Annotated in this window: 23 protein-coding genes and 1 pseudogene; 4 read left to right on the plus strand and 20 right to left on the minus strand. The window is 62.9% G+C overall.

Annotated features, from left to right (window positions below):
• The 5 genes from DEH80_RS17815 to DEH80_RS11625 form a co-directional block, all read right to left on the minus strand.
• On the minus strand, nt 1–101 hold a 101-nt coding region (locus tag DEH80_RS17815), incomplete at its 3' end, for a helix-turn-helix domain-containing protein (protein ID WP_133249220.1).
• 678 nt (nt 102–779) lie between these two features.
• Nucleotides 780–1,049 carry a DUF4282 domain-containing protein gene (locus DEH80_RS11610; RefSeq protein WP_109720671.1) on the minus strand — a complete coding sequence of 90 codons (270 nt, stop codon included), beginning with the start codon at nt 1,047–1,049 and terminating at the stop codon, nt 780–782.
• Nucleotides 1,050–1,107: 58 nt separating this feature from the next.
• Entirely contained in the window at nt 1,108–1,428 is a 321-nt protein-coding gene (locus DEH80_RS11615) for a hypothetical protein (protein WP_109720672.1), read from the minus strand.
• Nucleotides 1,429–1,468: 40 nt separating this feature from the next.
• Nucleotides 1,469–2,167: a hypothetical protein gene (locus DEH80_RS11620; RefSeq protein ID WP_109720673.1), complete on the minus strand. Its 699-nt coding sequence runs from the start codon at nt 2,165–2,167 to the stop codon at nt 1,469–1,471.
• A gap of 53 nt (nt 2,168–2,220) precedes the next feature.
• Nucleotides 2,221–2,619 carry an outer membrane protein assembly factor BamE gene (locus DEH80_RS11625; RefSeq protein ID WP_133249221.1) on the minus strand — a complete coding sequence of 133 codons (399 nt, stop codon included), beginning with the start codon at nt 2,617–2,619 and terminating at the stop codon, nt 2,221–2,223.
• Between the two features lie 284 nt (nt 2,620–2,903).
• Here DEH80_RS11625 and DEH80_RS11630 point away from each other — a divergent pair, with 284 nt between their 5' ends.
• Nucleotides 2,904–5,621, plus strand: a complete 2,718-nt coding sequence (locus tag DEH80_RS11630; protein WP_109720675.1) for a protein kinase domain-containing protein — start codon at nt 2,904–2,906, stop codon at nt 5,619–5,621.
• Nucleotides 5,622–5,722: 101 nt separating this feature from the next.
• On the opposite strand, the pseudogene tatC reads toward DEH80_RS11630, so the two are convergent.
• The 9 genes and pseudogenes from tatC to dtd form a co-directional block, all read right to left on the minus strand.
• Nucleotides 5,723–6,553, minus strand: a pseudogene (gene tatC / locus DEH80_RS11635) (twin-arginine translocase subunit TatC); the annotation flags it as partial.
• Nucleotides 6,492–6,800, minus strand: coding sequence for a Sec-independent protein translocase protein TatB (gene tatB, locus DEH80_RS11640; protein ID WP_109720677.1), 309 nt, complete (start codon nt 6,798–6,800; stop codon nt 6,492–6,494). The gene tatB and the pseudogene tatC, both read right to left, overlap by 62 nt.
• A gap of 20 nt (nt 6,801–6,820) precedes the next feature.
• On the minus strand, nt 6,821–7,090 hold the full coding sequence (tatA, locus tag DEH80_RS11645) for a Sec-independent protein translocase subunit TatA (RefSeq protein ID WP_109720678.1): 270 nt from the start codon (nt 7,088–7,090) through the stop codon (nt 6,821–6,823).
• A 2-nt stretch (nt 7,091–7,092) separates the two neighbouring features.
• Entirely contained in the window at nt 7,093–7,425 is a 333-nt protein-coding gene (locus DEH80_RS11650; protein ID WP_109720679.1) for a phosphoribosyl-ATP diphosphatase, read from the minus strand.
• Between the two features lie 94 nt (nt 7,426–7,519).
• A complete protein-coding gene (gene hisF / locus DEH80_RS11655) occupies nt 7,520–8,311 on the minus strand; it encodes an imidazole glycerol phosphate synthase subunit HisF (protein ID WP_109720680.1) in 792 nt (263 codons plus the stop codon).
• Nucleotides 8,308–9,060 (minus strand): 1-(5-phosphoribosyl)-5-[(5-phosphoribosylamino)methylideneamino]imidazole-4-carboxamide isomerase, encoded by a 753-nt coding sequence (gene hisA, locus DEH80_RS11660; protein ID WP_109720681.1) that lies wholly within the window; start codon nt 9,058–9,060, stop codon nt 8,308–8,310. Before hisA ends, hisF begins: the two co-directional genes overlap by 4 nt.
• 1 nt (nt 9,061) lies before the next feature.
• Nucleotides 9,062–9,709 carry an imidazole glycerol phosphate synthase subunit HisH gene (hisH, locus tag DEH80_RS11665; RefSeq protein WP_109720682.1) on the minus strand — a complete coding sequence of 216 codons (648 nt, stop codon included), beginning with the start codon at nt 9,707–9,709 and terminating at the stop codon, nt 9,062–9,064.
• Nucleotides 9,710–9,811: 102 nt separating this feature from the next.
• A complete protein-coding gene (gene hisB, locus DEH80_RS11670; RefSeq protein WP_109720683.1) occupies nt 9,812–10,405 on the minus strand; it encodes an imidazoleglycerol-phosphate dehydratase HisB in 594 nt (197 codons plus the stop codon).
• A gap of 93 nt (nt 10,406–10,498) precedes the next feature.
• Nucleotides 10,499–10,936: a D-aminoacyl-tRNA deacylase gene (gene dtd / locus DEH80_RS11675; RefSeq protein ID WP_109720684.1), complete on the minus strand. Its 438-nt coding sequence runs from the start codon at nt 10,934–10,936 to the stop codon at nt 10,499–10,501.
• A gap of 384 nt (nt 10,937–11,320) precedes the next feature.
• Here dtd and DEH80_RS11680 point away from each other — a divergent pair, with 384 nt between their 5' ends.
• The 3 genes from DEH80_RS11680 to DEH80_RS11690 all read left to right on the plus strand — a co-directional run bounded on the left by DEH80_RS11680 (nt 11,321) and on the right by DEH80_RS11690 (nt 20,604).
• Nucleotides 11,321–13,915 carry a PD-(D/E)XK nuclease family protein gene (locus DEH80_RS11680; protein WP_165831446.1) on the plus strand — a complete coding sequence of 865 codons (2,595 nt, stop codon included), beginning with the start codon at nt 11,321–11,323 and terminating at the stop codon, nt 13,913–13,915.
• Nucleotides 13,912–17,274, plus strand: coding sequence for a UvrD-helicase domain-containing protein (locus DEH80_RS11685; RefSeq protein ID WP_109720686.1), 3,363 nt, complete (start codon nt 13,912–13,914; stop codon nt 17,272–17,274). The genes DEH80_RS11680 and DEH80_RS11685 overlap by 4 nt, the downstream gene beginning before the upstream one ends.
• A gap of 225 nt (nt 17,275–17,499) precedes the next feature.
• Complete coding sequence (locus DEH80_RS11690; protein ID WP_133249222.1) at nt 17,500–20,604, plus strand: beta propeller repeat protein; 3,105 nt, start codon at nt 17,500–17,502, stop codon at nt 20,602–20,604.
• Nucleotides 20,605–20,622: 18 nt separating this feature from the next.
• On the opposite strand, the gene DEH80_RS11695 is transcribed toward DEH80_RS11690, so the two are convergent.
• The 6 genes from DEH80_RS11695 to DEH80_RS11715 form a co-directional block, all read right to left on the minus strand.
• Nucleotides 20,623–21,912, minus strand: a complete 1,290-nt coding sequence (locus DEH80_RS11695) for a sensor histidine kinase (protein ID WP_109720688.1) — start codon at nt 21,910–21,912, stop codon at nt 20,623–20,625.
• On the minus strand, nt 21,909–22,586 hold the full coding sequence (locus tag DEH80_RS11700; protein WP_109720689.1) for a response regulator transcription factor: 678 nt from the start codon (nt 22,584–22,586) through the stop codon (nt 21,909–21,911). Before DEH80_RS11700 ends, DEH80_RS11695 begins: the two co-directional genes overlap by 4 nt.
• Nucleotides 22,567–22,812 carry a hypothetical protein gene (locus tag DEH80_RS17190; RefSeq protein ID WP_133249223.1) on the minus strand — a complete coding sequence of 82 codons (246 nt, stop codon included), beginning with the start codon at nt 22,810–22,812 and terminating at the stop codon, nt 22,567–22,569. The genes DEH80_RS11700 and DEH80_RS17190 overlap by 20 nt, the downstream gene beginning before the upstream one ends.
• A 62-nt stretch (nt 22,813–22,874) precedes the next feature.
• Nucleotides 22,875–23,357, minus strand: a complete 483-nt coding sequence (locus tag DEH80_RS11705; protein ID WP_109720690.1) for a hypothetical protein — start codon at nt 23,355–23,357, stop codon at nt 22,875–22,877.
• Nucleotides 23,358–23,425: 68 nt separating this feature from the next.
• Nucleotides 23,426–24,262 carry a helix-turn-helix transcriptional regulator gene (locus DEH80_RS11710; RefSeq protein WP_109720691.1) on the minus strand — a complete coding sequence of 279 codons (837 nt, stop codon included), beginning with the start codon at nt 24,260–24,262 and terminating at the stop codon, nt 23,426–23,428.
• Nucleotides 24,263–24,387: 125 nt separating this feature from the next.
• The gene (locus DEH80_RS11715; RefSeq protein ID WP_165831447.1) at nt 24,388–26,271 is read right to left on the minus strand and encodes a S8 family peptidase; all 1,884 of its coding nucleotides are present in this window, start codon (nt 26,269–26,271) and stop codon (nt 24,388–24,390) included.
• Between the last annotated feature and the right edge of the window lie 82 nt (nt 26,272–26,353).

The following is a 26,353-nucleotide window of genomic DNA, read 5'->3' on the forward strand; positions in this document are numbered from 1 at the left end:
CCCAACAGGCGTGCGATGGAACTAAGCGTGGCGCCCTGGCCGTGCTGAATCATGATGGTCGCACGCTCTTCTGGGCTCAGGTGATGGTAGCTGGATGACATGGCAACACTCTTTTTGGATAGTGTTGCACTTGTTTCCTGAGCCTACGGAGTACCCTCTTCGAAATAGCGGTTTCGCCAGATCGCGCGAACACGCTCCTTCCCAGGGAGTCCGGTAAAGACGATGTGCATTCTGTCAGGGTTGGGGTTCCGGTATCCGTGCTCGCAACGGGGCCTGCCGCCAGTTCCAGAGTCAAATAGATAGCGAGACGCATTGCGAACGCACTCCGCGTCCTTCGGCCCAACGAAGGTGTTGATGGACGAGCGTAGCTCTATATCGTGCGTATTGGTCCGTAAATACGGAGATTCGCCAAAAATAATTTCAGGCTTTGGGTCGCGGCAAGCGAGGAGTTTCTGAACATCGTCGACCCTCATACCCAATTCAATGCCAACGATATCGTGCGTTGGGTAGCTATTCACTTTGTCTGATGCCGCTAGTCGCGGCGGGCATTGAGCGGCGGTGTCATGGATATTGGCGGACTCAGCTTGGCCCATAGCGTCGGCGCCATTTTCTTCTGGATCGCTTGCACCACACCCGACCAGAGCAGTTAAAATGCAAATTGCAGGCAATTTTCTGAAACACTTCCCCATTATCATGGATGCTACCCTCTGTCGTTTAGACATTTGAAAAACGCGCCGTACAGTGGAAACGAGCATTCTTCCTGATCTGTAATGAAATTCTCAGATTGCTGATTGCGCCCGATTACGGATATCCTGCAAAGACTCGTTCATTTTGAACAGCACAATTAGTAGTTCGCACCAGATACGGACGCCTATCGCCCCGCCGCCCATAATACAAAGACCAAGCAAGAATTTACCGAATGAAAATCCTCCGAATCCAATAAACATGAATCCAACGCCACTCCAAGCAACAAAAAATAGAAGCAGCCAATACACCATGGTAATGATCCGCGGCGTAACCATCGAATCGAAAAACAGAATTTTTCTCATTGTTACTCTCCTGCTGGTATAGAGGTGGCGAATCCTGCTCGCCAAAACGTAGTGACGATCAGTCCGACTGACGACTCAGCGTCACGCCCATGGGGCCGACGAGCGCTTCCGCATCGCCCTCGATGCGGAAGATCTGGCTGACACCGCCCATCATTTCGAGGTGGAGTTCATTGCCGTCGATCGTGTACTCGAGCTCCATGACGGTTCCCATGGTGTTCATCCGTGCAGTCCCGTTCGGTTTGAACTGGTACTCAACGATGCCCATTTCATCCGTATACGTGCCGTTCAGACCGGAGCCGCAACCAGCAACCGTGATGATGAGCAGCGGCGCGATGATGAGCGCTAGCAGCCGCCTTCCAATGCGTAAGACTCCGAGCATTTCAATCTCCCGTACATGTAGTGAGGTAGCGGACACCCGATCAACTGGTGCCTTTGGATGCCTTTCCGTCCAGCGCGGCGAGTTCGGCTTGCAAGGCCTCGATCTCAGCGTTGGCTTCGGCGATGGGTTGCTGAATATCAACGAGCTGCTTTTTCGCCAGGGACTGTGCGAACGCGGTCGCGTCCGCTTCTGACTTGAACGCTTGGTCCCCGACAAGCCAGGTTTCCTTTTTACCGATCAGGCCTTGCTTCTCTGTCTTTTTCTGTACTTCCGGCGCGGCTTGCGCACGCGCGGACAGCTCCTCGATCAAACGCAGCTTCTCAGCGATGGATGCCTTCAATCTGTTTTCTCGAAGCCGAGCCTCGTAATCCTCTGTACGAACCTCAACCCGCCGTTGCAGCAGCGCGACAAAGCCCTTGCACAAAGTGACGCCCCAGCCATACCCGAGCCCCCAGCCCCAACCACCTCCACCAGTTCCTGTGCCCCAGGAATGGGTACTTGAGCGCGAGTAGTCATATGAGCGGGCCCCGTTGAGTGGAAGCACGGACTTGATTTCCAAGTTATCCGCCATGCATTTCCGAGCGAGCAGCGCTAGGCCTCGCTCCATCGACTGCTCATTGATCGTCCAGTCGTTGCGGTCCCAGATTCCCTTGTCGAATTTTCTGTTATCGCTTCCCCGGGATGAATGGTCGTTCTCGACCTTCCAGACAAACCATTCGGTTTCGAACAGAATTGGCATTGCCACACCCTTCAGTTGATTAATTCCAGCGGCACACGACCAACTGAAATCCGCTAAAAACCCAACGGCGTCTTCGTTTCCTGACTCGTCTCGTCGTACAGGAAGTGTTCGACGACATCGTTCTCGTCGAAAATGATCGTGAGTTTCTGGAAATCGGTATCACTATTTCCGAGAAACGAACCAACGAAGGGGATGTAGGTTGCGGGGTTCACGACGGTCTTCGAATGTTGATAGTAGAACTCTCGATGACCATCAGATGTCAGGCCCGTCTGAATCGGGTCACCAAACATTGCCCTGACTTCGGACAATGTGGTGACGCCTTCCTTCAGGGTTGCGACATCGTCTGGCTTGATCTGTGCGGACCCACCTGCTGCGACGCAGCCCGCCAGCACCAGACTGAACATCAGCACGGATATCATCCGCTCCTGTACGACTGCTCTTTTAGATTTCATCGTGCATCCCTCTTGGTCATGAAAGGCTGATTCACGAGAGTCCGGCTGGCTTGGCTGCGATTGAAGTAAACCCCTGAACCGAGCCAAAGCCGATCGACCTCGAGTGCTGATGAAAAGACTGCCGGTATTGATACCCGAGAGTCCTCAAGCTGGTTTCAAGAAACCTTCAAGCCACCCTTTCCGAGGACCACAGATACGCGATATGGTTAAAAACGCTCGGCACACCGGGCTGGACAAATAAAAGGGTTTCGGCGTTTTCCGAATCACGCTTGGGGAATGATGAAATGAGCGAAAGCAGCCACCTGTATCGCTGGCGGTTTGGCGACATGCAGTTCGATGAGGCGAGACTGGAGCTGCGCGTATCGGGACTCGCAGTCGATGTCGAACAAAAACCACTGCAAGTCCTCGCTCAGTTGCTACGACACGCAGGTGAAGTCGTCACCAAAGAAGAACTGTTCGAGTCGGTGTGGCAGGGGCGGGTGACGGTCGATCATGTTCTAGCCACCGCCATCGGAAAGTTACGCAAGGTCTTCGGAGACGAGGGCACGAAAATCATCGTGACTGTTCCCAGAGTGGGGTACCGATTGGCCGTTCCGGTTGAGCGCGTAGCCGTCGGACGTGCCCACGCGAGCCAAATGGATCTGACGCCTGGCGCAAAAGTGCCTGGCCGTGATCACTTTCAGCTGGTCCAGCAGCTGAGTCCGTCCGGCAGCAGTGAAGTCTGGTTGGCACAGCACAACAAGACAGGTGAGCGACGCGTTTACAAGTTCAGCCCAGACGGCAGCCGCCTGTCATCCCTTAAACGGGAGGCGACATTGTTCCGCGTTTTGCGTGAGAGCCTGGGGGAACGTAACGATTTTGTCCGCATCATCGACTGGAATTTCGAAACCGCACCATTCTTTCTGGAGTGCGAATTCGGCGGACAAAACCTTTCGGATTGGGCGCAAACCCATCACGCGCTGGACAACATGTCACGGGATGAACGCTTGGCGTTCTTCGTCCAGATTTGCGACACCGTTTCGGCGGCGCACAGCGTGGGAGTTCTTCACAAGGATTTAAAACCCGGCAACGTGCTGGTTGCTGATGAAGACGGTTCATGGCGCACTCGATTAACCGATTTCGGTAGTAGCCGCCTGTTGGAACCCGGTCGACTAGACGAACTCGGAATCACCAGCCTGGGCCTGACGCTGACTCAAGGAATTGGCGGAGACTCCAGCAGCGGCACGCCACTTTATCTGGCACCCGAACTGGTCGCAGGACACGCGCCTACCGTGCAAAGCGACGTCTATGCATTGGGCACCATGCTCTATCAGATACTCGTCGGCGATTTATCGCGCCCCATGGCACCGGGATGGGAATACGACATAGACGATGCGTTGCTTCGGGAAGATATCGCTCGCGCTACAGATGGCCATCCGGTGCGGCGACTGGCCAGTGTGTCCGATCTAACCGAGCGACTGCTCAATTTGGCTGCGCGTCGCAAAGAAGCCGAACGATTGGAAGCGTCGGAGCGCGAAGCACAACGGGCAGCGCAAGAACTGGAGCGCACCCGAGCTCGCCGCCCTTGGATACTGGCATCCATTGCCTTGCTAGCCGTGGCGCTGACGTTGAGCTTGGTCCAATCTCGGCATGTCGCCGCTGCGCGCGACGAAGCTGCGACACGCGCGCGGCAAGCGCAGGCGTCTACAGATTTCTTACGCGATGTGTTGATCAATGCCGACCCACGCACACCTGGCGTGCGTCCGGACACCAGCATTCACGATGCGCTTGAAAACGCGGCCGGATTGCTGGATCAGCGGTTTCATGAGGACCCAGATGTTCGGATCGCCATCATGCAGTCGCTTTCACAAATCTACGATGGCCTCAAAGATCACGAAGCCTCAGCAAAACTATTGTCAGAGATTGTGGAGCACCTCGAAACGCAGGAAGGCGAATCTGCGCCCGAGACCTTGAGGATGCAGTACGAATTGGCACAGGCGCTATTTGCCCAAAGTGATTTCGACCAAGCGCGCGCAGTTCTCGCCAAAGCGGATTCGAACGGAGGCCTGGACCCAGAGGTCGCAGGTGCTGTTGTTGTCCAGGCCAACAACATCCACGGTCAGCTGCACCTCCATCAAAACGACGCGGCAGCTGCCATCCCATGGTTCGAGCGCGCGATTGAACTACACGGCGCTTTTACGCCGAACGACCACACCAGTGGACTCATGCTTCAGATGGACCTCTCCCAGTGTTACTCCTTCTCAGGGCAACAGGACAAGGCAGTCGCGCTACTGGACGCGCTTTTCGAGGATGGCGCACTTGTGAATGAGGCGTCACTCTCTCCTTGGATCGCCACGCGGGCACGCGATATCTACGCCCGGGCGTTGGTGTACGCGGGACGTGCTGAAGAAGCTGAGCCCATGCTATTGCAGCTCATCACTGACCTGAGCGAGTTCTACGCCCCTGATCATTCCATCATCGCTGAGGTTCGGATGGTTTTGGGCAGCAGCTACGCCTCGCAAGGCCTGTCACAGGAGGCATACGCGCAGACCGCGCTGGCCGAACGTGCATTCTGCGCGCAGCACGGAGATCACCAAATGCATTGTCTGGGCGCCAAAGCCAATGCCAACTGGCTCAATACCTTGCTCGGCAATGCATCGGATGCGATCGCAGGATTGCGGGAGGTGCGTAACGTGTTCGTTCAACTCGTGGGTGATCAGGCGCCGGCATCGAATGTCCTCAGCTATTACCTCGCCGTCGCCCTACTGCAAATCGAAGAAACGCAAGAATCTGGTGCACTCTTGGACACACTCCACCCGGACCTACTTGAGAAAGGAGCCCCGGACACTGTGCTTTGGGATGTGATGGTCGAAGCAATCCGCATGAAACACCGCATTCTGACTGGTGATTCAGGCACCCAATTGCTAAACGACTTCAATACGGCGATCCACACCCTTCGTGAAGGTGGCATGAAAGCAGATCACCTGGCTCTGTATGCCGTCGATGGGATGCACAATGAATAGCCATCTGTTGATACGGTCGCACGCTCGTCAATCGCTACTCCCGTCCTCCGCGCGCCGACACTGCCCCCCCATTTGACGCCAACTAGCCGGCGGTGACCTCAACCGGAATCCCGCTGCTTCTTTTCGGCCTGACGCTGCGCGTCGACCTCCCGCGACCCCGGCACCAGAATCTGCGCCGCGATAATCCCGATCTCGAACAGGATGTACGCCGGCAGCGCCAGTAGCGTCTGCGACACGATGTCTGGCGGGGTGAGCAGCATGCCGAGCGTGAACACGGCAACCAGCACGTAGGGGCGTTTCTGCTTGAGTGCACCGGGCGTGGTGAAACCCGCCCAGACCATCAGCACGATGGCCACCGGTGTTTCGAAGGCGGCCCCGAAGGCCAGAAACAGCTTGATGACAAAGTCGAGATAGCGACTGATGTCCGTCATCACCGCCACGCCCTCCGGTGCCACCGACACCAGAAAACCGAATATCAGCGGAAACACGACGAAGTAGGCGAAGGCAATGCCCAGGTAGAACAACAGCGAACTGGACAGCAGCAGCGGCACCGCCAGACGTTGTTCCGACTTGTAGAGCCCAGGCGCGACGAAGGCCCAAATTTGGTAAAGCACCCAGGGCATGGCGATGACCACGGCCAGGAGCATCGCCAGTTTGAAAGGTGTCAGGAATGGCGCCGCCACTTCGGTGGCAATCATGCTGGTGCCAGCAGGCATCTGCGCCAGCAGCGGCCCTGCCAGATACGAAAAGATGGGCTGGGCGAAGAAAGCCAGCGGCAGGAACACCACGATGACGCCCAACATGGCCCGGATCAGCCGCGTCCGCAGCTCCAGTAAATGCGACAACAAAGGCGCGTCGCCGCCCAGGCTGTTACTCACCCGATTGAGCCTGTTTGGGGGTGTCTTTTTGCGCAGATGTCTCGGTCTTCCCATCGTCGCTCTTCACGTTGATGTCGGCGACCGACTGCTTCATGACCCGCTGCGCTTCGGCAAAGGATTTGGCCGCTTCCGACTTGCGCGTTTCGCGCTCCAGCTCGGTTGTCAGATTCCGGACAAACGCCCGGGCCCGGCCGGTCCACCGCCCCACCGTGCGTGCGGCGGTTGGCAGGCGCTCAGGCCCCAGCACGATGAGCGCAATGCTGAAGATCAGCAGCAGCTCCCAGAATCCGATATCGAACATGGCTTAGCTAAAACCAGGCGTCAGGAGGACTGTCGCTCGCCGGTTTTGGTGTCCGATGACTCGGCCGACTCCGACTGTGCAGCCGACAGCGACGCTGGCTGCGCGGGCTCGTCAGACTGGCCGTCCTGCTTGGCCTGCTCTTCCTCGCCGTCCTTCATCGCCGACTTGAAGCCCTTGATGGCGCCGCCGAGATCACCGCCCAGATTGCGCACGCGTTTGGTGCCGAACACCAGCAGCACAATCGCAAGAATGATCAACAGCTGCCACATACTGATTCCGCCTAGACCCATGACTACTTGCCCTCCGCAGCTCTCGCTGCCTTTTCTTCAAGACCGGACACACCGAAACGGCGCTGCAACTCGGCGAGCACCATCGAGGCATCCAGCGCGTGGTGATTGAGTAGGACCATCGAGTGGAACCACAAATCCGCAACCTCGTGGACCAACCCCTCGGCCGACGGTGACATGCCGGCGATGATCACTTCCGCCGCCTCTTCGCCCACTTTCTTGCCAATCGCCGCCGGTCCACCTGCATGCAGACGGGCGACATACGATTGTTCAGGAGACGCCTGACGCCGCTCAGCTAACAGCGTGTCAAGTTCGGCGAGGATGTCGGAAGAAGACATATTGCACCTTCTGCAGATTGCAGAATCGTGAAAACCTTGAAGCGGGAGCCGGGCATCGGCAAGGCCCAGGTGGCTCGCACCGCCCTGAGTATCGCTAGCGCCGCACGGGCACGCCCCGCCCGGCCAGGTAGTCCTTGGCTTCGCCCACGGTGTGCTGGCCAAAATGGAAAATGCTGGCAGCCAGCACCGCATCCGCATGCCCGGCCATCAGCCCATCGTACAAATCATCCAGCGCACCAACCCCGCCGGAGGCGATGACCGGCACCGGCACCGCATCGGCCACGGCGCGGGTCAGGTCGACATCGAAACCTTCTTTGGTGCCGTCGCGGTCCATGCTGGTCAGCAGGATTTCGCCCGCACCCAATTCAACCAGACGCTGCGCCCACTCCACGGCATCCATGCCGGTCGATTTCCGCCCGCCATGGGTGTAGACATGCCAACCCGTGGGCGCCGCATCCTGCTTGCGCTTCTTCTTGGGGCGGCGGGCATCGATGGCACCGACAATGCACTGCGAGCCGTAACGCTCGGCGGCCTCCGAGACGAACTCAGGCCGATCCACCGCTGCCGTGTTAATCGACACCTTGTCTGCCCCGGCATTGAGCAGGGCACGAACATCCGCATTGGTGCGCACGCCGCCACCCACGGTCAGCGGGATATAAATCTGCGCCGCAGCGGCTTCAACCACGTGAATCAGCGTCTCGCGATTATCGGAGCTGGCGGTGATGTCCAGAATGACCAGCTCGTCAGCGCCTTGCTGATCGTAGCGGCGGGCCACCTCGACCGGATCGCCAGCGTCTTTGATATCGACAAACTTGACGCCCTTGACCACCCGCCCCTTGTCCACATCCAGGCAGGGCACGATGCGCTTGGCCAGACCGCTGGTCATGACGGGGCTTGGGCCTCGTCCACCAGCGCCTGGGCTTCACCGAGATCCAGCTTGCCCTCGTAGAGCGCCCGACCAATCACCGCGCCGGCGACGCCTGAATCCTGGATCTTGGCCAGCTTGCGAATATCCTCGATGTCCGAAATCCCGCCAGAGGCGAACACCGGCACCGCCACGGCCTCGGCCAGCTCGCGGGTCCCTTCGACATTCACACCCTGCATCATCCCGTCGCGGTGAATGTCGGTGTAGATAAAGGCCTCGGCGCCGTCGCGCTCGAAGTGCTGCGCCAGATCGAGCAAATCATGCTGGGACAGCTTGCTCCAGCCATCCACCGCGACCTTGCCGTCGCGCACGTCCAGGCCCACAAGAATGTGGCGGGGAAACTCGATGCACAGGTCCGCCAGCAGGTGCGGCTCGTTGATCACCTTGGTGCCGAGGATGACGTACTGCACCCCGGCCTCAAGACAGGCCACAACAGCATCCTCGTCACGAATGCCGCCACCCACCTGGACAGGAATATCGCCCATCGCATTGGCGGCTTCGGTAATCGCCTGAATGGCCGCCAGGTTCTTCGGCTCGCCGGCGATGGCGCCATCCAGATCGACCAGATGCAAGCGGCGCGCACCGGCCTTGATCCACTTGCGCGCGACGTCCACCGGGTCATCGGAGAACACCGTCACGTCGTCCATGCGGCCCTGGCGTAAACGCACGCACTGGCCATCCTTGAGGTCAATTGCGGGGATTAACAACATGTCAGGCCTGCCCGTCCCAGTGCACGAAGTTGGCGAGAAGCGTCATTCCGGCTCCCTGGCTTTTCTCTGGATGAAATTGAACAGCGAAGATATTGGGCTTGATCAGCACGGAGGCGAAATCGAGGCCGTGACGGGTCACGCCCAGGACATCGGCATCGTGCACTGGGCGTGCACGGTAGCTATGCACGAAGTAGAACCATGCATCCTCAGACACACCTTCCAACAACGGATGCGCGCGCGTGTGGCGCACCTGGTTCCAGCCCATGTGCGGCACCTTGAACCGATCGGCGCCCTCGTCCTGTGGACCCGGTTCAGGAAACGCTTCGACAGTCCCCTCGAACAGGCCCAGCGTGTCGGCGCCGCCGTTCTCATCCGAATGCTCGAGCATGATCTGCATGCCCAGGCAGACGCCGAGAATCGGCACGCGGCCGGCGGCTTCCCGTACGAAGGCATCGAGCTCCAGGCGCTGCAGCTCCTGCATGCAATGCTTGGCACCACCGACACCCGGCAGCACCAGATGCTCGGCCCGAACCAACTTGTCAGGGTCGTAGGTGACCTCGACGCGGTCTTCAGCCGAGACGCGAGAAATCGCCTTGGACAGGGAATGTAGATTTCCCATGCCGTAATCGATGATCCCAATCGACGCCATCAGACGGTCTCCGACCCGAAGGGCTTTGGGGCACAGACGCTAAGCAACAAACGGTTCACGGCAAGTCCAGACTCGTAGTGCAAGAGCAGTGAGGCTCGCTCGCTAGAGCGTGCCCTTGGTGGAAGGCATCTGACCCGCAGCCCGCGGATCCAGCGTGGTGGCGGCCCGCAGCACACGGCCAAACGCCTTGAACACGGTTTCGGCAACATGATGCGCGTTCACGCCACGCAGGTTATCGATGTGCAGGGTGACCTGGGCGTGGTTCACGAATCCCTGGAAGAACTCGGAGATCAGGTCAACGTCAAACGCCCCGATCCGGGCCCGTGGGTAGTCCACGAAGTAGTGCAGCCCCGGCCGGCCAGAGAAGTCGATCACCACCCGAGACAGCGCTTCATCCAGCGGCACGTAGGCATGGGCATAACGGGTGATCCCCCGCTTGTCGCCCACGGCTTTGGCCACCGCCTGGCCCAGCACGATACCGGTGTCCTCAACGGTGTGATGATCATCGACATCCAGGTCACCGGTGGCCTTCACCGACAAGTCGATCAGACCATGTCGCCCGATCTGATCGAGCATGTGATCAAAGAACGGAATACCGGTCGCCAGATCGGTCTGGCCGGTGCCATCAAGGTTGATGCGCGCTGCGATCTGCGTTTCTTGCGTATCGCGCGCGACATCCGCAATCCGCGGGTTCATGCGAGCATCGGGGCAGGTGTCGGGCGAAGGATACTCCGATGTACCTCACTGGCAAACGGGCATGGCCTTTCCCGACGCGGCCGATCGCCCCAACTACGCCGATAGCCAGAAGGTGACAGGCCCATCGTTCACCAATGCGACCTGCATATCGGCGCCGAAGCGGCCGGTTTCGACCATCGGCAATCCGTGCCTGCAACACTGCACCAGATGCTCGAATAGGGGCTGGGCGACCGCGGGCGGTGCGGCGGTGGAGAATCCCGGTCGGTTGCCCTTGCGCGTGTCGGCCACCAGCGTGAACTGCGACACCAGTAACAGGCCGCCCCCGACATCCGCCAGAGAACAGTTCATGCGTCCCTGGTCATCCGGAAACATGCGGTAGGACAGCATGCGCTGCGCAAGCCGCTCGGCGCGAGCAACATTGTCATCGGGCTCCACGCCGACCAGGGCCAGGGTTCCGCTCTTGATTGCGCCGACAACGACCCCATCCACGGTCACGGAGGCGTTGTTGACGCGCTGCAGCAATGCTTTCATCTGTAGGAGTTATCTGACATTCGGGCAGTCCGACGGACTGACATGGAAATGTTTTGTGAAGCGCGCATAATAGGCCGGGCCTGTTCAGGGACACGGAGTCCAGGGATGGTTAGAACGGGCGCGAGCAAGGATGGTGATTTCGAACCTAGCAAGGTTCCAATTTCGAAGGTCGCCGGGCAAGGAACGCCTGGTTTGAGCGGTTGGCCAAGAGCCGCTGGCTGGATGCCGACGTGAAGTGATGGTTCCCCAGTCGTCCCTCACGTTCATTGCCTTCGTACTCGGCCCGGTGCTTGCACCGGGCCATCTTTTTTGGGGCAGCCCCCAGAACACCGGCTCCCGCTTCCGCTGACGTACACTGCGCCACATGCGTGTCGAGTCTTCCGCGTGCTAACGCTTACGTCTACTGAATCCCGCGCCCGCATTCGTCGGACACAGGCGGCGCTCGCCGCACGCGATGCCGGGCAGTCGGTCTGGGAATCCCCGCAGATTTTGTCGCTGGATCGCTGGCTCTCGGATACCTGGGCGGCCAGCTGGCCGGACGAGCAGGTCTTGCATCCGGTGCAAGAGCTGGCGCAGTGGATGGCCTGTGTTGAAGCCGACCCGCTGGGCGAGCAACTGCTGTCCTCGCGCAGTATCGCGCGCCAGCTGCGCGCGGCGGATCGTCTGGTCGCCAGCTACCACCTCAACCTCGACCAGGCACCGGCCTGGACCCCGGAGCAGGCCGCCTTTCAGCGCTGGCACCGCGCGCTAGCCAGCGAACGGCAAGCACGTGGCGAACTCACACAGGCGGCGCTGCCTCAGGCCTTTGTTCAACGCTTGCAGGCCGGCGCGATCCAGGCACCCGCCACGCTGCGATTAGACCTGTCCAGCGCCTACCGACTTTCGCCGGCCCAGCAACAGGCCCTCGATGCCCTGGCCCAGGCCGGCACACACATCGAGTCCGCACCAACGGGGGGCGCTTGTCCGCCACCCGAGGCCCGTCGCTTTGCCGATGCCCAGCAGGAACGCATCGCCTGTGCGCAGGCCATGGCGGCACAGCTGCGAGATCTGGATGCCGCCGCAACGCCGCCCCGATTGGTCATCGCGGTCGCGAATCCGGATACCGAGCGCGTGGCGCTCAACGATGCACTGCAAACGACGTTGGGCATCACCGCCGCACACCGCGTTCCCCCGGCCTGGCGAACCGATCAGCCACCGCAGCTGGCCGACAATCCCTGGGCGGCGGCAGCGCTCGACATTCTCTCGCTGCGCCTATGGGATAACAGCTTGAGTCAGCTGTCGCGGCTGCTGCTCTCGGGCGCGCTGTGGTCGGCGGAGAGGCGCCTTGACTGCGCCCGCCTGGAGCGCCGCCTGCGTGAACGCTGTGCGCCACGCATTCACCTGCAAGACCTGGTCACCCAGTCCGGTCCGGATGCCCCCGCCTGCTGGCAACAACTCAGGGGCGTAGTGGCGGACGAGCCGCGACAGGCATCGCCGGGCGAATGGGTCCGGCACTTCCAGCGTCGTCTGGAGGCCCTCGGCTGGGGCGCGGCGCCCGATCAGGCATCTGCAGCCTGGCAGAGTGCAGAAGCGGTGCGCGAGGCGCTGCAACAGCTGGCCGTGCTCGATCGCGCACTGGGCGCGATTAGCCAGACTGCGGCGGTCAGCTGGCTGCGGGAATGTCTCCGCGCCCGGCGGTTCGCGCCGCGCGTCGAGGCCTTGCAGCCCATCGTAATCTGCGATTTCGCCGCGGCTGCTGAGCTACCTGCGGATCACCGCTGGATCCTTGGCGCCGACGAGGCGGGCGTGCTCGGACGGCGACTCAATCAGCCCTTTATCGCCCGTGAGTTGCTGGGTGAGGCCCAGGTCCCAGGCGCCACGCCCACGACTCAGCTGGCGGCGGCCACAGCCCTCACCCGCGCCTGGGGAGAGGACACACAGTCGCTCACCCTCAGCGTTGCCGACCTTGATGATACGGGCGCCGAACGACGTCCGACGCAGCTCATCGACCCGCCAGTCGAGTGGACAGCGGCCACGGCCTCGCAGCAAGCACATACTGCATCGGCACCGCTGGACATGCAGCCGGAACCCGCACTTCCCGCCGTCGAAGATCCGCTGGCCGAGGGCATCCGTGGCGGCACAGGCCTGCTCAAGGCCTGCGCACAATCGCTGTTCGCAGCCATGGCGCAGTACCGTATCGGGGCCGAACCACTCGACGAGCCGGGCCACGGACTCAGCCCCCTGCTCCAAGGGCAGCTCATTCATGCCGTGCTCGCCGCCGTCTGGGAGCAGCTGGGCGATTCGCAACGGCTCCAGGCCTTGGACGAGGCGGCGATTCGCGAGCGGGTCGCCAGTGCTCTGGATTCGCATCTGCCGGACACCATGCCGCAGTCGCGATTTCCCCGGTTCGTCATCGAGGCGGAGCGTGCACGCATCGGTCGGCTGGTGATCGCCTGGATGCTGCACGAACAACGACGCAGCGAACCGTTCACGGTCCTGGCACATGAGCGCAGCGCCGAGCTGGTCTTCGAAGGCCTGCCGTTGAGCCTGCGGGTGGATCGGCTGGACCGCGTACTCAGCCGTGACGGCGAACGCCTGCTCATCATCGACTACAAGACCGGCAAGGACGTCAAACCCGGTGGCTGGCAAGCCGACCGCCTGAACGAACCCCAGCTCCCGCTTTATGCAACACCGGAAGCGCTGGCCGCACTGCATATCGACCGCGCCGACGGGATTGCCTTTGCCCATGTGCATGCCTACCGGCGCAGATTGGCATCGGCGACCAACTGGGCCGCCCGCCTGATCGACGGCGACCCCACACCACGTGGCCAGTCCGATTTTGACGAGCTGCTCACCCAGACCCATGCGCGCCTGCGCTGGCTGACCCAGGCCTTTCTGTCCGGGCAAGCTGACTACACGCCCGGCAGCCTCAAGGACTCCCCGTTGGCCGTCCTGGTCCGGGACGAGGCAATACACGACGAGACGGATGCCTCCTCATGAGTACGCCGGCTGATCAGCAGGCCCGTGACCGTGCACTGCGCCTGGACCGCCACGTCATCACCATCGCCCCCGCGGGATCCGGCAAAACCGGCCTGCTCGTCCGCCGTGCGCTGCGCGCCCTGGCCAGCGTCGACACTCCGGAAGCGGTGGTTTGCATCACCTTTACCAACAAGGCCGCCGCCGAGATCCGGCTGCGGATCGTCGAGGCGCTGGAGTTGGCCGAGGGCCCCGTGCCGGACAAGCCCTTTCTGCAAGGCCTCTACGCCGATGCCGGGGCCGTTCTCGATCAGGACCGGGCCAAGGGCTGGGCCCTGCGCCGCCACCCGGACCGCCTGCAGGCCATGACCATTGATGCGTTCAATCAAACGCTGGCGGTCAGACTGCCCATCCTCTCCGGCTTCGGTGGCCCCATGGCCATCACCCAGGACCCACAGGCGCTTTATACCGACGCCGTCCTGGCGGTCTTCGAGGACGAGGCCCACGGCGCCACAGAGGCGGCAGACCGACAGGCCATTCAACGGGTTCTGGCCTGGGCCGATAATCGGCTCGACCAGCTGCTGCCGGCACTCACCGGGTTGCTCGCCCAGCGCGACCAGTGGATCGAGCATCTGGATGCGCTGCTGGACGCGGAGGGCACCGCTGATCGCCAGCTCCTGCACAGCTTGGTGCGCCATCATCTGCGCCGGACCGCCGCCGCCTTGCCTCCAGGCGCGCAGGTTGCTATTGCCGATGCAGCCGCACACGCCCGAACGCACTGGCCCGACCCGGACCAACATGCGGAGCTGGATCTCGGCGCCTGGCCGGCCGAAGACCCCGACCAGCTACCGGCTTGGCGATTTGTCGCGCACCTGCTGCTAACGGGGCAGGGCGAATGGCGCCGCACCGCCAACCGAACGCTGGGCTTCCCGACCTCGGATCGCGCCGCCAAGGATGCCTTTGTCGACACGCTGCAGGTCTTGGCGTCCAGCGCCCACAGCGACGCCTTGCGCGGCCTGCTGGATCGCGTGCGCCGGCTCCCCGAGCCGTCACTGCCCGAAGACAGCCGAACATTACGGGCGGCCCTCGGGCGTGTGCTGCGCTTGGCCTACGCGCAGTTACGACTGCAGTTTGCCAGCCGCAGCGAGGCCGACTTCACCGAGGTGGCACTGGCTGCCATTACCGCGGCCAGCGGCGAAGGTGGTAGCGAAGCCATCGCCCGCACCGACGCCCAGATCCGTCACCTGTTGGTCGACGAAATGCAGGACACCAGCGAATCGCAGATTCGCCTGCTCCGCGAGCTCACCGCCAACTGGCAGCCCGGTGATGGCCGTTCGTTGTTCCTGGTCGGGGATCCGCAACAATCGATTTACGCCTTTCGCAAGGCGGATGTCCGGCTGTTCGTCGGCTTGATCGAGACAGGCCAGCTCGGCGCGCTGACGCTGCACGTCGAGCAACTCAGCGCCAATTTCCGCAGCACCCCGGCGCTCATCGATTGGTTCAACGGCCAGCTCGGCCGACTCTTTCCCGACCGGTCAGACCGCACCATCGGCACCGTCACCTATGCGCCCTGCACACCTGGCCGGACAAACGGCAGCGCAACCGGTGTTCAAATCATTGCCGTGCCCAGTGCTGCGCGCGACGACGAGGTCAACGCCGCTGTTGACACCATCGTCGCGCTGGCCCACAGCACACCGAACAATGAGCGCATTGCCATCCTCGCGGCCACCCGCCCGCAACTCACACCGGTATTGGATGCCCTGCGAGCACGCCTGGACGAACCCGTCCAGGCCGTGGACATCGATCCCCTGGCTGATCGACCCGACGTGCGCGATGTCGTACAGCTCATCCGAGCGCTCCGTCACCCAGAAGACCGCCTGGCCTGGACCGCGCTGCTGCGAGCACCATTCGTGGGACTCCAGTGGGCAGACCTGGTCGTCCTATCACGCGGCCGGGTCGGGGCAAGCTGGCCGGATCGCCTCAGAGCGCCGCTCCCCGAGGCCTTGTCCGAAGACGCCCGGCGACGCCTGGAGCGCCTGCGGCTCGCGCTGACACTGGCCGAATCTCGCCGTGCGGATCTTGCCGACGCGGCCGATGCCTTGTGGACGGCCCTGTCGGGCCCGGCCTGTGTCTCCGGCGAGGACTTCGATGCCATTCGTCGGCTGTTCCGGCTGCTCCGACAATGCTGTCGAGGGGGAGAGCTTGATGACTGGGCGGGCTTCGAGCGTCAACTCGCGCAGTTATACCGAGGCGCCGGCCGGGGCCGGATCGAGGCACTAACCATCCACAAATCCAAGGGACTGCAATACGAACATGTCGTGCTGGTGGGCTGCGGGCGGCCACCGCGCGGGTCAGACCGCCCGCTGCTACACCTCCGCAGCGTGGATGATGGCGTTCTGCTGATTCCGCGCCCCGAAGATGAGCAGCTGCCGGGCCACGCCCAGTACGATTTTCTCCACAGCCTCTCCAGCGATGCCGGTGAAGCAGAGGCCATGCGCCTGCTCTACGTTGCGGTCACCCGGGCGCAGGAGTCGCTCCACCTGGTCGCAGGGGTCGGGACGGATTCGCGTGGCCAGTTCAAACCACGCGCCCGATCGATTGCGGCCCGGCTATGGCCGGTGCTCGCCCCCACATTCGAACCACTGGAGCCGGAAGAGCCCGCCGAGACGCCGGACACCGCCACGGACTCGGCCGGCACGCTCCCGACCTTGGCCAGACTGCCCAGCGACTGGTCGGCGCCCTTACCGCCACCGCTGTGGTCACCGGCTGAACGCCGGACGCTCAAGCCCAGCGAGCAGGTCCTGGAGCCAGATGCCATCACCGGCGTTGGTGACCTGCAGGCCACGCTCATCGGCAACATGTTTCACGAGGCCATGGAACGCGTCATCGTCGACGGTATCGAACAATGGTCCGATGCTGGACGGACACGCCAGACGCCCATGCGCGCGGGCTTTCGGCGCATGGGCATGCCCGAAGATCAAATCGACATCGCAACAACGCGAGTCAGCGACCTGATCGAGCGCACCCTAGCGACCGACTGTGCGGCCTGGATGCTGGGTGAGCACCCATGGCATGCCAGCGAGTACGCCATCTCCGGCTGGGTCGACGGGCAGTGGGTCTCGGCGGTGATTGACCGCTGTTTCGAGACCGCGACCGGGGAGCTCTGGGTCATCGACTACAAGACCACGCGCCATCCGATTGTCGACCCGACAGCCCGCAAGCAATACCAGGCGCACGCCATCGCTCAGTACACCGGCCAGCTCCAACAATACGGCCGACTGCTGGCGCAGCTTCGAGGGCGAGACCAAGCCCGACTCGGGCTCTACCTCGCTGAGCTGGGCAAGTTGATTGACCTCAGCGACGGCATTTCGGCTACAACCTAGTCAACTATGGATTCGCTTTCCCACCTGGGACGAAGCGACCACGATTTTCCCGATGAGACAGCCGTTCAGGCCCGGAGCTTGCGCGTAAAGTTTGCGTTAAACGCGTGGGGCGTTTGACGCATCCTGATTTCTCGGCACGCAACGTGCCGATCAACCGCCAGACTAATTATGCGAGCTTCCTATCTTGGCCTGGGCTGCACAGCAGCCATTGCGGCAGTCGTTTCAGTGGCTGTCATCCATCCTTTTGAATCCGGCGATGCCGCCTTGGCCGCCGACGCCTGCCCGCCGGGCTATGACTGGGTCGATCCCGTGGCATTTGCACGGGAGTTCAACCCCGGACTGAGCGACGCCGCAGCCCAGCGGCTGCATGACCGGTTTGGCGAGCAGACCTGTGCCAACCGCCGGCTGCCGGAATCTCTGACCGAGATCGACCAGTGGAGCCAGGCCAAGCTGCAGGCCTCCGGCCATCCCGGCCAGGCCTTCCGCAAGGCCGTCGAGCAAAAAGCCGCCCTGCTCACGCAGCAAAAGGCGGTACCTAACGCGCAGGGCGAGTGGGAGGAGTACGGCATCGGACCGCAGGTCTCTGATGAGCAATTCCCCGACGGCTCGAACGACGGCATACCCGTCGTGGCGGGGCGTGTCGACGATTTCGCCTACGACCCCGAGGCCATGCGCCTGTTCGCCTCCGTTGGCACCGGCGGTGTCTGGGCTTCGGATGCTGTTGACGGCGATGTCGGCACGCTGGGCGATGCTTGGTACCCCATTGGCGACAACCTGCCGACGCTGGTCAACAGCTCGCTGACCTGGACGACCGCTCAGGGCGGCCGGCTGATCGTGCTCACCGGTGAGCATGTACAGGGCGGCAATACCTATGTCGGCCTGGGCGCGCTGTACACCGATGACTTGGGTGAGACCTGGCAGCAATCCGTTGGCCTGCCCGATGGCGTCGGGGGGTCCCGCATCACGGTCGACCCGTCGAACCCGAACATCATCTACGCCGGCACCCATGGTGGCTTGTTCCGCTCCGATGACGCGGGCGCAACGTTCACCAATGTTGCACTCCCAGTGTCCCCCGAATGCGCGGGCAATGAAGACTTCACCGGCCCCTGCCAGCTCGCGAATGTTGTGACCGATGTGGTCGTGAAGATCCCCGGCGGTGCCACCGAGGAAACCTGTGACCCGGCCGGCTGCCCGGTACTGGCCGCCGTGGGCTATCGCTCGGGCAACCTGCCCTATGCCGACGGCACGCCCCAGTCGCCAGGCAACGGGCTGTACCTATCGCAAACAGGCGAGGCCGGCAGCTTTGCCCGCATCGATGACGGCAGCGGGGCCCCGGCCGGCTTTGCGCCGTTCGAGAAGATCGGGCGCGTGGAGTTCGGGATCGCCAGCGGCGAAGACCAAGACCACAACATCGTCTACGCCATCGTCCAGGATGCCGCGCTGCTCAACGGGGGCGTGGCCTATATCGACTCGCTGATCGGCGGCGGCATCGAAGTGCCCGATCTGCCCTGCGAACAGCTGCCAGCCGGCGACCCGCAGTTCGTCTGCGAGCTGGTCGAGGACACCGGCGCGCTGAGCAGCACGGCGCTCAACGGCATTTATGTGTCCACCGACTTTGGCGAAAGCTGGACGCAGCTGGCCGATGAACTGGAGATTCTCACCAGCGGGTTGGTCGGTGGTTCATCGCTGGCTGCGGCCGCAGCACTGGGCGTCGGCCCGGGCATCCAGGCCTGGTATGACCTGTGGATTGCACCGGACCCGACCGCAACCGACCCGCTGACGGGTGCGCCCACCCGCCTGACCTTCGGGCTGGAAGAAATCTGGCAGACCGAGTCATCGGGCATCGTCCCCATCAATGGCATCACGCAGCAGCTCAACCCGCTGGACTTCGGCGTGGTCGGCACCTACTTCGCCGGCAACACCTGCCTGTTCCTCATTGGCAATGTGGGGGGTGTCGGCACGCCGATCTGCCCGACGTACGACGGCATTATTAACGGCACCACCACCCACCCCGATCAGCATGTCGGCTTTTACATCCCGGATGAGGTCAACGGTGGCGTGTGGCTGTTCGCCGGTGGCGACGGCGGCGTCTACAAGCAGTACTCGGCTGATCCGATCACTCAGCCGTTCAGCAATGCCCGCTGGGAAGATGGCGCCAACGAAGGCTTTTACACACTGATGAACTACGGCATCAGCGTGGCCAAGGACGGCACGGTCTACTACGGCCTGCAGGACAACGCCTCCGGCAAGATCGAGCCCGACACCCGCCGACAGGTCCGCATTTACATCGGCGACGGCATGTGGACCGCGGTGGACCCGGATGACTCGCAAACGGCGTTCGTGCAAACGCCTGGCTTGTCCATCAACCGCACCAATGACGGCGGCGAAACCTTCAGCTTTGCCGATCCGGGTGAAGCCGAAGTGGGCACGGCGCACTTCCTGGGGCCCTTCTTCATGGATCCGCAGAATGCGGACCACATGATTGCCGCAGGCACCATGGTGGCGGAAACCACGGACGCCACGACCGAAACCAACTGGGTCAACGTGTTCGATCTGGGCGTCAGCCCGGTCACAGGCCTGCCCTACCAGTCTCGCCATCGTTCGTTGGATCTGGAGGGCGATGCCGCCTACGTCGCCTACTGCGGCAGCTGCTCGGTGCTAGACGGCAACGCGCAGTTCGATTCGGGCATTGCCACCAATGTGGGCGGCGACCTGCCGCCACAGGCCGGCACGTCAGATGGCTGGCACCACGCCACGGCAGCGGGCCTGCCCAACCGCTTCATCTATGGCCTGGAGATCGACCCCGAAGACCCGCAAACGGTCTACGCGGCGCTGGGCGGCTACTCCACGGCCCGATGGCTCGGTGAAGGCGGCTACCTGGACGAGAACACCAACATCGGTGCCGGCCATGTGTTCAAGTCCACGGATGCCGGCGAGAGCTTCGTCGACATTTCCGGCAACCTTCCGGATGTGGTGACCACCGCCATCATCAAGCGGGGCGAACAGCTGATCGTGGGCACCGACATCGGCGTGTTCATCTCCAGCGACCTGGATGGAACGGAGTGGGCACCGCTGGGCGACCTGCCGAACGTGCCCATCAACCAGCTGGTGTTGCAGCCCGGTGATGACAGCAAGCTCTTCGCCGCCACCTTCGGCCGCGGCGTGCAGCTGTTCAACTTCGACAACGCGACGACACCACCGGTCACGCCCGGCCCGTCCACCCCGGGCACGGGGACTGGCGCGGGCGGCGCAGTCCTGCCGCTTGGGTTGCTGATGATGCTCGCTGGCGGCCTCTGGCGTCGCCGCCGGCCACAGCATCACCTGGTGTAATGACCCGCCCCGGCCGCCTCAGGCGGTCGGGGCATTCTGGCTCCGGGGACTCACCCGGACACAGCGTCCGCCCAGCTCGCTACTGCGGATCTCATAGTGCCAGCCATAGGTCTCCAGCACGGTCTCGACCAGTCCAAGGCCCAGGCCGCTGGAGGACGCCGGCTGGCTTGCGGTGCCCGCATCATGCACCTCGAAACCCGCGGCCTCCGCTTGCACGCGCACAGGCAACCCGCCGTGGCGCAAGGCGTTGTCAATCAGGTTCCAGACCACCGCGTACAGGTCCCTCGCCTCGATCGGCACGCGTAACCTGTCGGGTACGCGCAGCTCGATGTCTGCCGGCGTGATGGCGTGATCCACGCAGCACACCTGTACCGCTCGCCGGATCTGCTCAGCCAGCAACACAGGCTCCAGCCCGGGGGTCGGGCCATGGATGCGCGCCTTGGCCACCTCCTGCTCTATGGGCGGCAGCATGCGACGCACACGGGCTAGTACGGTGCGGGCAGGCACGGTGTCGGCGGCCTCGGCATCCTGCTGCAGTGCGGCCAGCGGAGTCTTGAGTTCGTGAGCCAACCGGGCGACCGCATCGCGGTGCCGCGCCACCGTTCGAGCATGCTGATCCAGCACGCTGTTAAAGCCTCGTACGAGACCCTGAAATTCCAGAGGCACCGCCGCATCCAGCCGTTGCCGGCGCGCCTGATCCAGATCCTCCAATTGCCGCTGCAGCAAATGGATGGGCCGGGCCGCGGCGGCAATCGCCAGCCCGGCCGTCACGATACTGAGCAACCAGATGATGACGCCGCCGCGCCAGAGCGCCCCGATGACATGGCGGGTTTGCGTATCCAGCGGCTCAGCGGGTGCGGCAATCAACATCATGAATCGACCCGGCTCCGGCCCGACAGGCAGCGGTACCAGGACGGAGATCAGGTCCTGATCCAGCGGGCCCTGCTGACGCCACAACTGCGGTTGTCCGCCGTGCTCAAATGCCTTAACAGCGCCATCCAGCAGCGGGAAGTCGGTCAAGGATGCAGAGCGCGCGTACTGCGCAGGCACCTGCCCGGCCGGCCAGGCAACCAACACCCAGTAATGACCGGAGTAAGGCTGGGCATACTCGCCCTGTGACCACTGCTCTGGAGACTCAAAAGGCAGGAACGCAGACAGGTGCTCTGCTGTGGCTTGCAACCGGGTCCTGGCGGCCTGTTCCATGGCAGCGCGCAGCTGCCCGGCCAGCCAGAACCCGGCGAGTAACAGCACCACGCCCACGGCCACCGCCACGGCGCCACCCAGCCGCCATCGTAGCGACTGCATCATGGCGACCGACGGAACAGCGTCACCGCGTAACCCTGGCCGGGCACCGTCACAATCAGCGCCGCTCCCAGTCGCTGACGCAGACGACGAATCCATTGCTCCACGGCGTTGTCCGACGCCACCGCTTCCAGATCACGGACCTGGTCCATCAAATGGGCCTTGCTCACGGCGCGCCCCCGCGCGGCAACCAGCACACCGAGCACCCTGCGCAGGGTCGGCGACAAGGCCAGTTGCTCACCTTCGCGCTCGACCGACTCGTCAACCAGGTCGAATCGCACCGAGCCATCAGGGCCCAGGCGTAAGGGTTCGCGCAGCGATGCGTTGCCCTGCATCAGTCGTCGCAGACGCGCCAGCAGTTCACGGCCATGAAATGGCTTGCCGAGATAGTCATTTGCTCCGGCTTCCAGTCCGTCCGCCCGCTCATCGGGTGTTCCACGAGCCGACAGCACGAGCACGGGCGTGTCGATCCCCCGGTGGCGCCACTGGCGAATCAGATCCAGCCCATCGCCATCCGGTAACCCGAGATCCAGTACCACAGCGGCAAACCGGGTCGTACGCACCCAGGTGTCCGCCTCGTCGGCCCGTGCCGCCGATTCCGCATCCAGCCCCGCCGCCTGCAGCTGTTCGCATAACCCGGACCGCAAGGCCGGATCATCGTCAACGACCAGAACGCGCATCACGCCGCCTTGCGGGGTACCACCGACCGCTGTCGGGTTCGATCACAAAGACCTGCACACCGGCCCGGGTCTTCCATTGCACCAGCAAAGTGTCGCCGCTGGGTTGCTGGCGCAGCATGGACCCGCCATGCCGCGCCTGTATCTCGGACATAGCCCGCGAAACCGCCTGGGTGCTCCAGCCATCGCGCACCCGGTGTTGTAAGGGGTCGCCTATCGGCCGTGCCATGGCCGGCCCCACAGACGCTGCCAGCAACCCGGCGCATAACAACCAACGAATCGATTTGTTCGCTACCAACGCCAGCCTCGGTGGGGATGCAGCGGAAAGTAGCCAACAACCTGCCCCGAGAATGCGTCCAGCACAACCCGAATCGATCCATGACCGTGGCGATGACCGATCAGCGTCCACAGGCCGTCGTGGAAGTGCGCGCTGCGAATGCCCAGCGCGTAGTGCTGCGCCGCCAGGCGTCGGGCCTCGTACTCGCTAATCCAACGCCGGTCACGAGGGTGTCGATGGTGACGCCCATACCACGGGTCATGCCGCCTCGGACGGTGGCCTCTGCGGTGATCGGGTCGGCCGCGCCGGTGGTACCCCGGCGGCGCGTGGTCGCGGCCACGCCCATGCTTCGATTCTTCGGCGTGGCGACCGCGCTTGGCATCGGCTCGATCCACCGCATCCAGCAAGGCCTGCTCGCGGGGGGCCTGCGCCTCGGCGGTTGAAGAAAGGGCGGCAACGGCCATCACCACCAGAACGATCAGCTTGAGTGGGTCCATCTGCGCTCTCCAGTCTCTCAGGAGCGACCAGCATGAACCGGCCAGCTGAGCGATCGCTGACAACTGAATTAGCGCACGCGGACCGCCTGACGTTGGCACCACTGGATTAGCTCGTGCTTACGCCGCAGACCGAGCTTGTCCATTAATTTATAGGTGTGAGAGGACGCCGTTGTCGGCGCCATATGCAGCGTCTCGCCGATCTGGCGGTAGGTCTTTCCGGCGCACAGCTCACGAACCACCGCCCACTCGCGTTCGGTGATCGCCGGCATATCCTGACGGGCCTCTCGCACGGTCAAATCAAAGTCGTCGTGGTTCCGCCGCACCTGGAAATGCAGCCCACGCCAGATGATGCCGCCGGCGGCCACCCGGGGGGACCAGCGGAGCTGAAACGGCAGCGACTCCAGCGCGTGCCCCGCATCCAGCCGGTCCGTGATCAGGGCTGTGAAACGCGGGTTCGCCCACAGGATACGGCCCTCGCCATCCACCGTAGCCCGACCGGTGTCTGGCGCCGCCTCCACAACGGACGACGGTGCCCCGACGCCTCGACGCGCATAGCGATTGCAGATCGACCAGGCATTGGCGGCGTGCAGCAAGGCGGCGTCCAACTCATCCGCCCGGGCAGCGCCTGCTGCTTCCTGGAGCAAACAGAACTCGTGCAGATCACGATCTGCCGGGGCCTCGACCACCCGCTTGATCACGCCTTCAGCCGGTAGTTCGGCCGGCAGCTGATCCACCAGAATCTGGCGGCGGTCTGCTTGCGCATTCGGTTCCAGACAAACCCACTGCAAGGCACGAACGCCCCAGCGCTGATTCAGCGCATCGGCCAGCCCGCTTGCCAAACGCCCCGGCGGCGTATCCGCCACCCTGGCGTACATCGAGGCAATCCACTGATGCCCGTCGACCATCCCCAGTACCCCCTTCCAGCGCTGATCAGCGACCTGCGACCGTGACCCGGCCGCAGAAACGAAAACGCCCGAACTCGACACTACGAGTTCGGGCGTGAACGTCTAGTCAAACTGTCGGGATGGCACTACTCGGGCTTTCCCCCTTTGCCATTCACCTGCGGAGGGTCCGGGTAAACCCACCGGTTCACCTGCAAGTCGATGGTGTCCAACTCGGGCAGCAGGCTGTCCAGCGTCGTGCCGCCACTGCCGGCACCGCCCCAGGTATAGCCATCGACCGTGGTACCGCCGCTGCCGGCGCCGCCCCAGGTGTAACCATCCGCCGTGGTGCCGCCACTGCCGGCGCCACCCCAGGTGTAGCCATCTGCCGTTGTGCCACCGCTGCCAGCGCCACCCCAGGTGTAGCCATCTGCCGTTGTGCCACCGCTGCCGGCTCCACCCCAGGTGTAGCCATCCGCCGTCGTGCCACCGCTGCCAGCGCCACCCCAGGTATAGCCATCCGCCGTCGTGCCACCGCTGCCGGCGCCGCCCCAGGTGTAACCATCCGCCGTGGTACCGCCACTACCGGCTCCACCCCAGGTGTACCCACCCACCAACGAGTACAGGCCGTCCCAGCGCGACCCATCCTGGTCGACAGCCTCACCGGTCTGGGGGTCACGCAGGAAGAATTCGCCGTCCTCGTCCTGGGCGGCCGGCCCCAGATAGTGCTCTTCACCCGCCAGGTCTCGGGCGATATTCAGACCTCTGTTCGCGCAACCAGACATCGCGCTGTAGACCGCATGCGGCGCGTAGATCACCCCGGCGCCCTGCTGGAAGAAGGAATAAAGCAGTTCGCCAGTCTCTGTGACGACCGGCTTGGATGCGTTAATCAGTCGGCACTTCACTTCATCCGGAGTCAGTCCGGGTTCGGCTTGAAGCAGCAAAGCGGCCACACCCGAGACCACAGCGGCCGACTGCGACGTGCCCGACATGGTGAAATACAGACCCTGGCGGTCCATATACTCGGAATAGTTCTTCGCCAGCTCACCATTCGGATTCATATGGGCGGTGATATGCCCGCCCGGTGCGACCATCTCCGGCTTGACGAATCCCTCGTAGGTGGGACCGCTCGCAGAAAACGACGAGACGAAGTCGTCCGTGTGGTCTTCCGGCGTGTAGTTGTCGTCTACCGACCCCACCGTCACCACGTAGGGGACGTTCCCAGGGACGCCCACCGAAAACGGCTCCGGCCCGGTGTTGCCAGCCGAAGTGACGACCACCAATCCGTCCTGCCAGGCCCGCATCACGGCCTGGTTCAGCGGGTCATCCCAGTACGCCGACAGTGCTTCGGCGCTGAATGAAAGATTCAGAACGCGAATGTTCAGGCGTTCGCGCTGGTCCAGCACCCATTGAATGCCCTCCAGCACATCGATGTACGACGCTTCGCCGTTGCTATCGAATGCCTTGACGACATACACGTCCGCACCGGGCGCCACACCTTCGTAAGCGCCAGACGGGCTAAGCTCCCGGCCGGCGATCACGGATGTCACATGGGTACCGTGACCGCTGTCATCGGCCACCTGCTCTCCGTCAAAGCTGATCGGTTCTCCGCCGGTGTACAGACCCTCAGTGCTCACGCCCTCGGAGACGTCGATTTCTTTGGCCACCTTCTGCCATAAGCCGGTATCAATGACCGCAACGCCGACACCACGACCGTCGATGCCACTGGCGTGGAGCACATCGGCACCCACCCACTCACCAAAAAATGTCTCGGGCGTCCGGCCGCTGACCTTAACCGGCTGATCGGCGTAAACCCGGACACCCTCGTGCCGGCGTACACCTTTTAACTGCCCGTCCGTGAGTCGCGCACTCACTGCACGAATCGCGGCCAATTCGCTTATGAGCTCGCCGCCCACCCGCAAAATCAGTGCCTGGGCAACCTCTGCACTACTCGCCTGCACGATGTACTGAGCAGCGGGCTCCACCTGCGCCCCCTCCACGGTACGGTCCGCCCGCTCTTGCGAGAGGGACATGAATCCCATTGACGCCGCAAGCGCGGCACCTGTTATCCAAATGAAAAATTTCATGATGATTTGGCCTGTGTGAGGCGGCCAA

This window comes from Abyssibacter profundi (assembly GCF_003151135.1).
Classification (GTDB): Bacteria; Pseudomonadota; Gammaproteobacteria; order Nevskiales; family OUC007; genus Abyssibacter; species Abyssibacter profundi.

Bases quoted from the DNA above. Each gene is read 5' to 3' on its own strand.
- DEH80_RS11610 (WP_109720671.1), bottom strand. From the start codon at position 1,049: ATGAGAAAAATTCTGTTTTTCGATTCGATGGTTACGCCGCGGATCATT.
- DEH80_RS11615 (WP_109720672.1), bottom strand. From the start codon at position 1,428: ATGCTCGGAGTCTTACGCATTGGAAGGCGGCTGCTAGCGCTCATCATC.
- DEH80_RS11620 (WP_109720673.1), bottom strand. From the start codon at position 2,167: ATGCCAATTCTGTTCGAAACCGAATGGTTTGTCTGGAAGGTCGAGAAC.
- DEH80_RS11625 (WP_133249221.1), bottom strand. From the start codon at position 2,619: ATGAAATCTAAAAGAGCAGTCGTACAGGAGCGGATGATATCCGTGCTG.
- DEH80_RS11630 (WP_109720675.1), top strand. From the start codon at position 2,904: ATGAGCGAAAGCAGCCACCTGTATCGCTGGCGGTTTGGCGACATGCAG.
- tatB (WP_109720677.1), bottom strand. From the start codon at position 6,800: ATGTTCGATATCGGATTCTGGGAGCTGCTGCTGATCTTCAGCATTGCG.
- tatA (WP_109720678.1), bottom strand. From the start codon at position 7,090: ATGGGTCTAGGCGGAATCAGTATGTGGCAGCTGTTGATCATTCTTGCG.
- DEH80_RS11650 (WP_109720679.1), bottom strand. From the start codon at position 7,425: ATGTCTTCTTCCGACATCCTCGCCGAACTTGACACGCTGTTAGCTGAG.
- hisF (WP_109720680.1), bottom strand. From the start codon at position 8,311: ATGACCAGCGGTCTGGCCAAGCGCATCGTGCCCTGCCTGGATGTGGAC.
- hisA (WP_109720681.1), bottom strand. From the start codon at position 9,060: ATGTTGTTAATCCCCGCAATTGACCTCAAGGATGGCCAGTGCGTGCGT.
- hisH (WP_109720682.1), bottom strand. From the start codon at position 9,709: ATGGCGTCGATTGGGATCATCGATTACGGCATGGGAAATCTACATTCC.
- hisB (WP_109720683.1), bottom strand. From the start codon at position 10,405: ATGAACCCGCGGATTGCGGATGTCGCGCGCGATACGCAAGAAACGCAG.
- dtd (WP_109720684.1), bottom strand. From the start codon at position 10,936: ATGAAAGCATTGCTGCAGCGCGTCAACAACGCCTCCGTGACCGTGGAT.
- DEH80_RS11685 (WP_109720686.1), top strand. From the start codon at position 13,912: ATGAGTACGCCGGCTGATCAGCAGGCCCGTGACCGTGCACTGCGCCTG.
- DEH80_RS11695 (WP_109720688.1), bottom strand. From the start codon at position 21,912: ATGATGCAGTCGCTACGATGGCGGCTGGGTGGCGCCGTGGCGGTGGCC.
- DEH80_RS11700 (WP_109720689.1), bottom strand. From the start codon at position 22,586: ATGCGCGTTCTGGTCGTTGACGATGATCCGGCCTTGCGGTCCGGGTTA.
- DEH80_RS17190 (WP_133249223.1), bottom strand. From the start codon at position 22,812: ATGGCACGGCCGATAGGCGACCCCTTACAACACCGGGTGCGCGATGGC.
- DEH80_RS11705 (WP_109720690.1), bottom strand. From the start codon at position 23,357: ATGGACCCACTCAAGCTGATCGTTCTGGTGGTGATGGCCGTTGCCGCC.
- DEH80_RS11710 (WP_109720691.1), bottom strand. From the start codon at position 24,262: ATGGTCGACGGGCATCAGTGGATTGCCTCGATGTACGCCAGGGTGGCG.
- DEH80_RS11715 (WP_165831447.1), bottom strand. From the start codon at position 26,271: ATGTCCCTCTCGCAAGAGCGGGCGGACCGTACCGTGGAGGGGGCGCAG.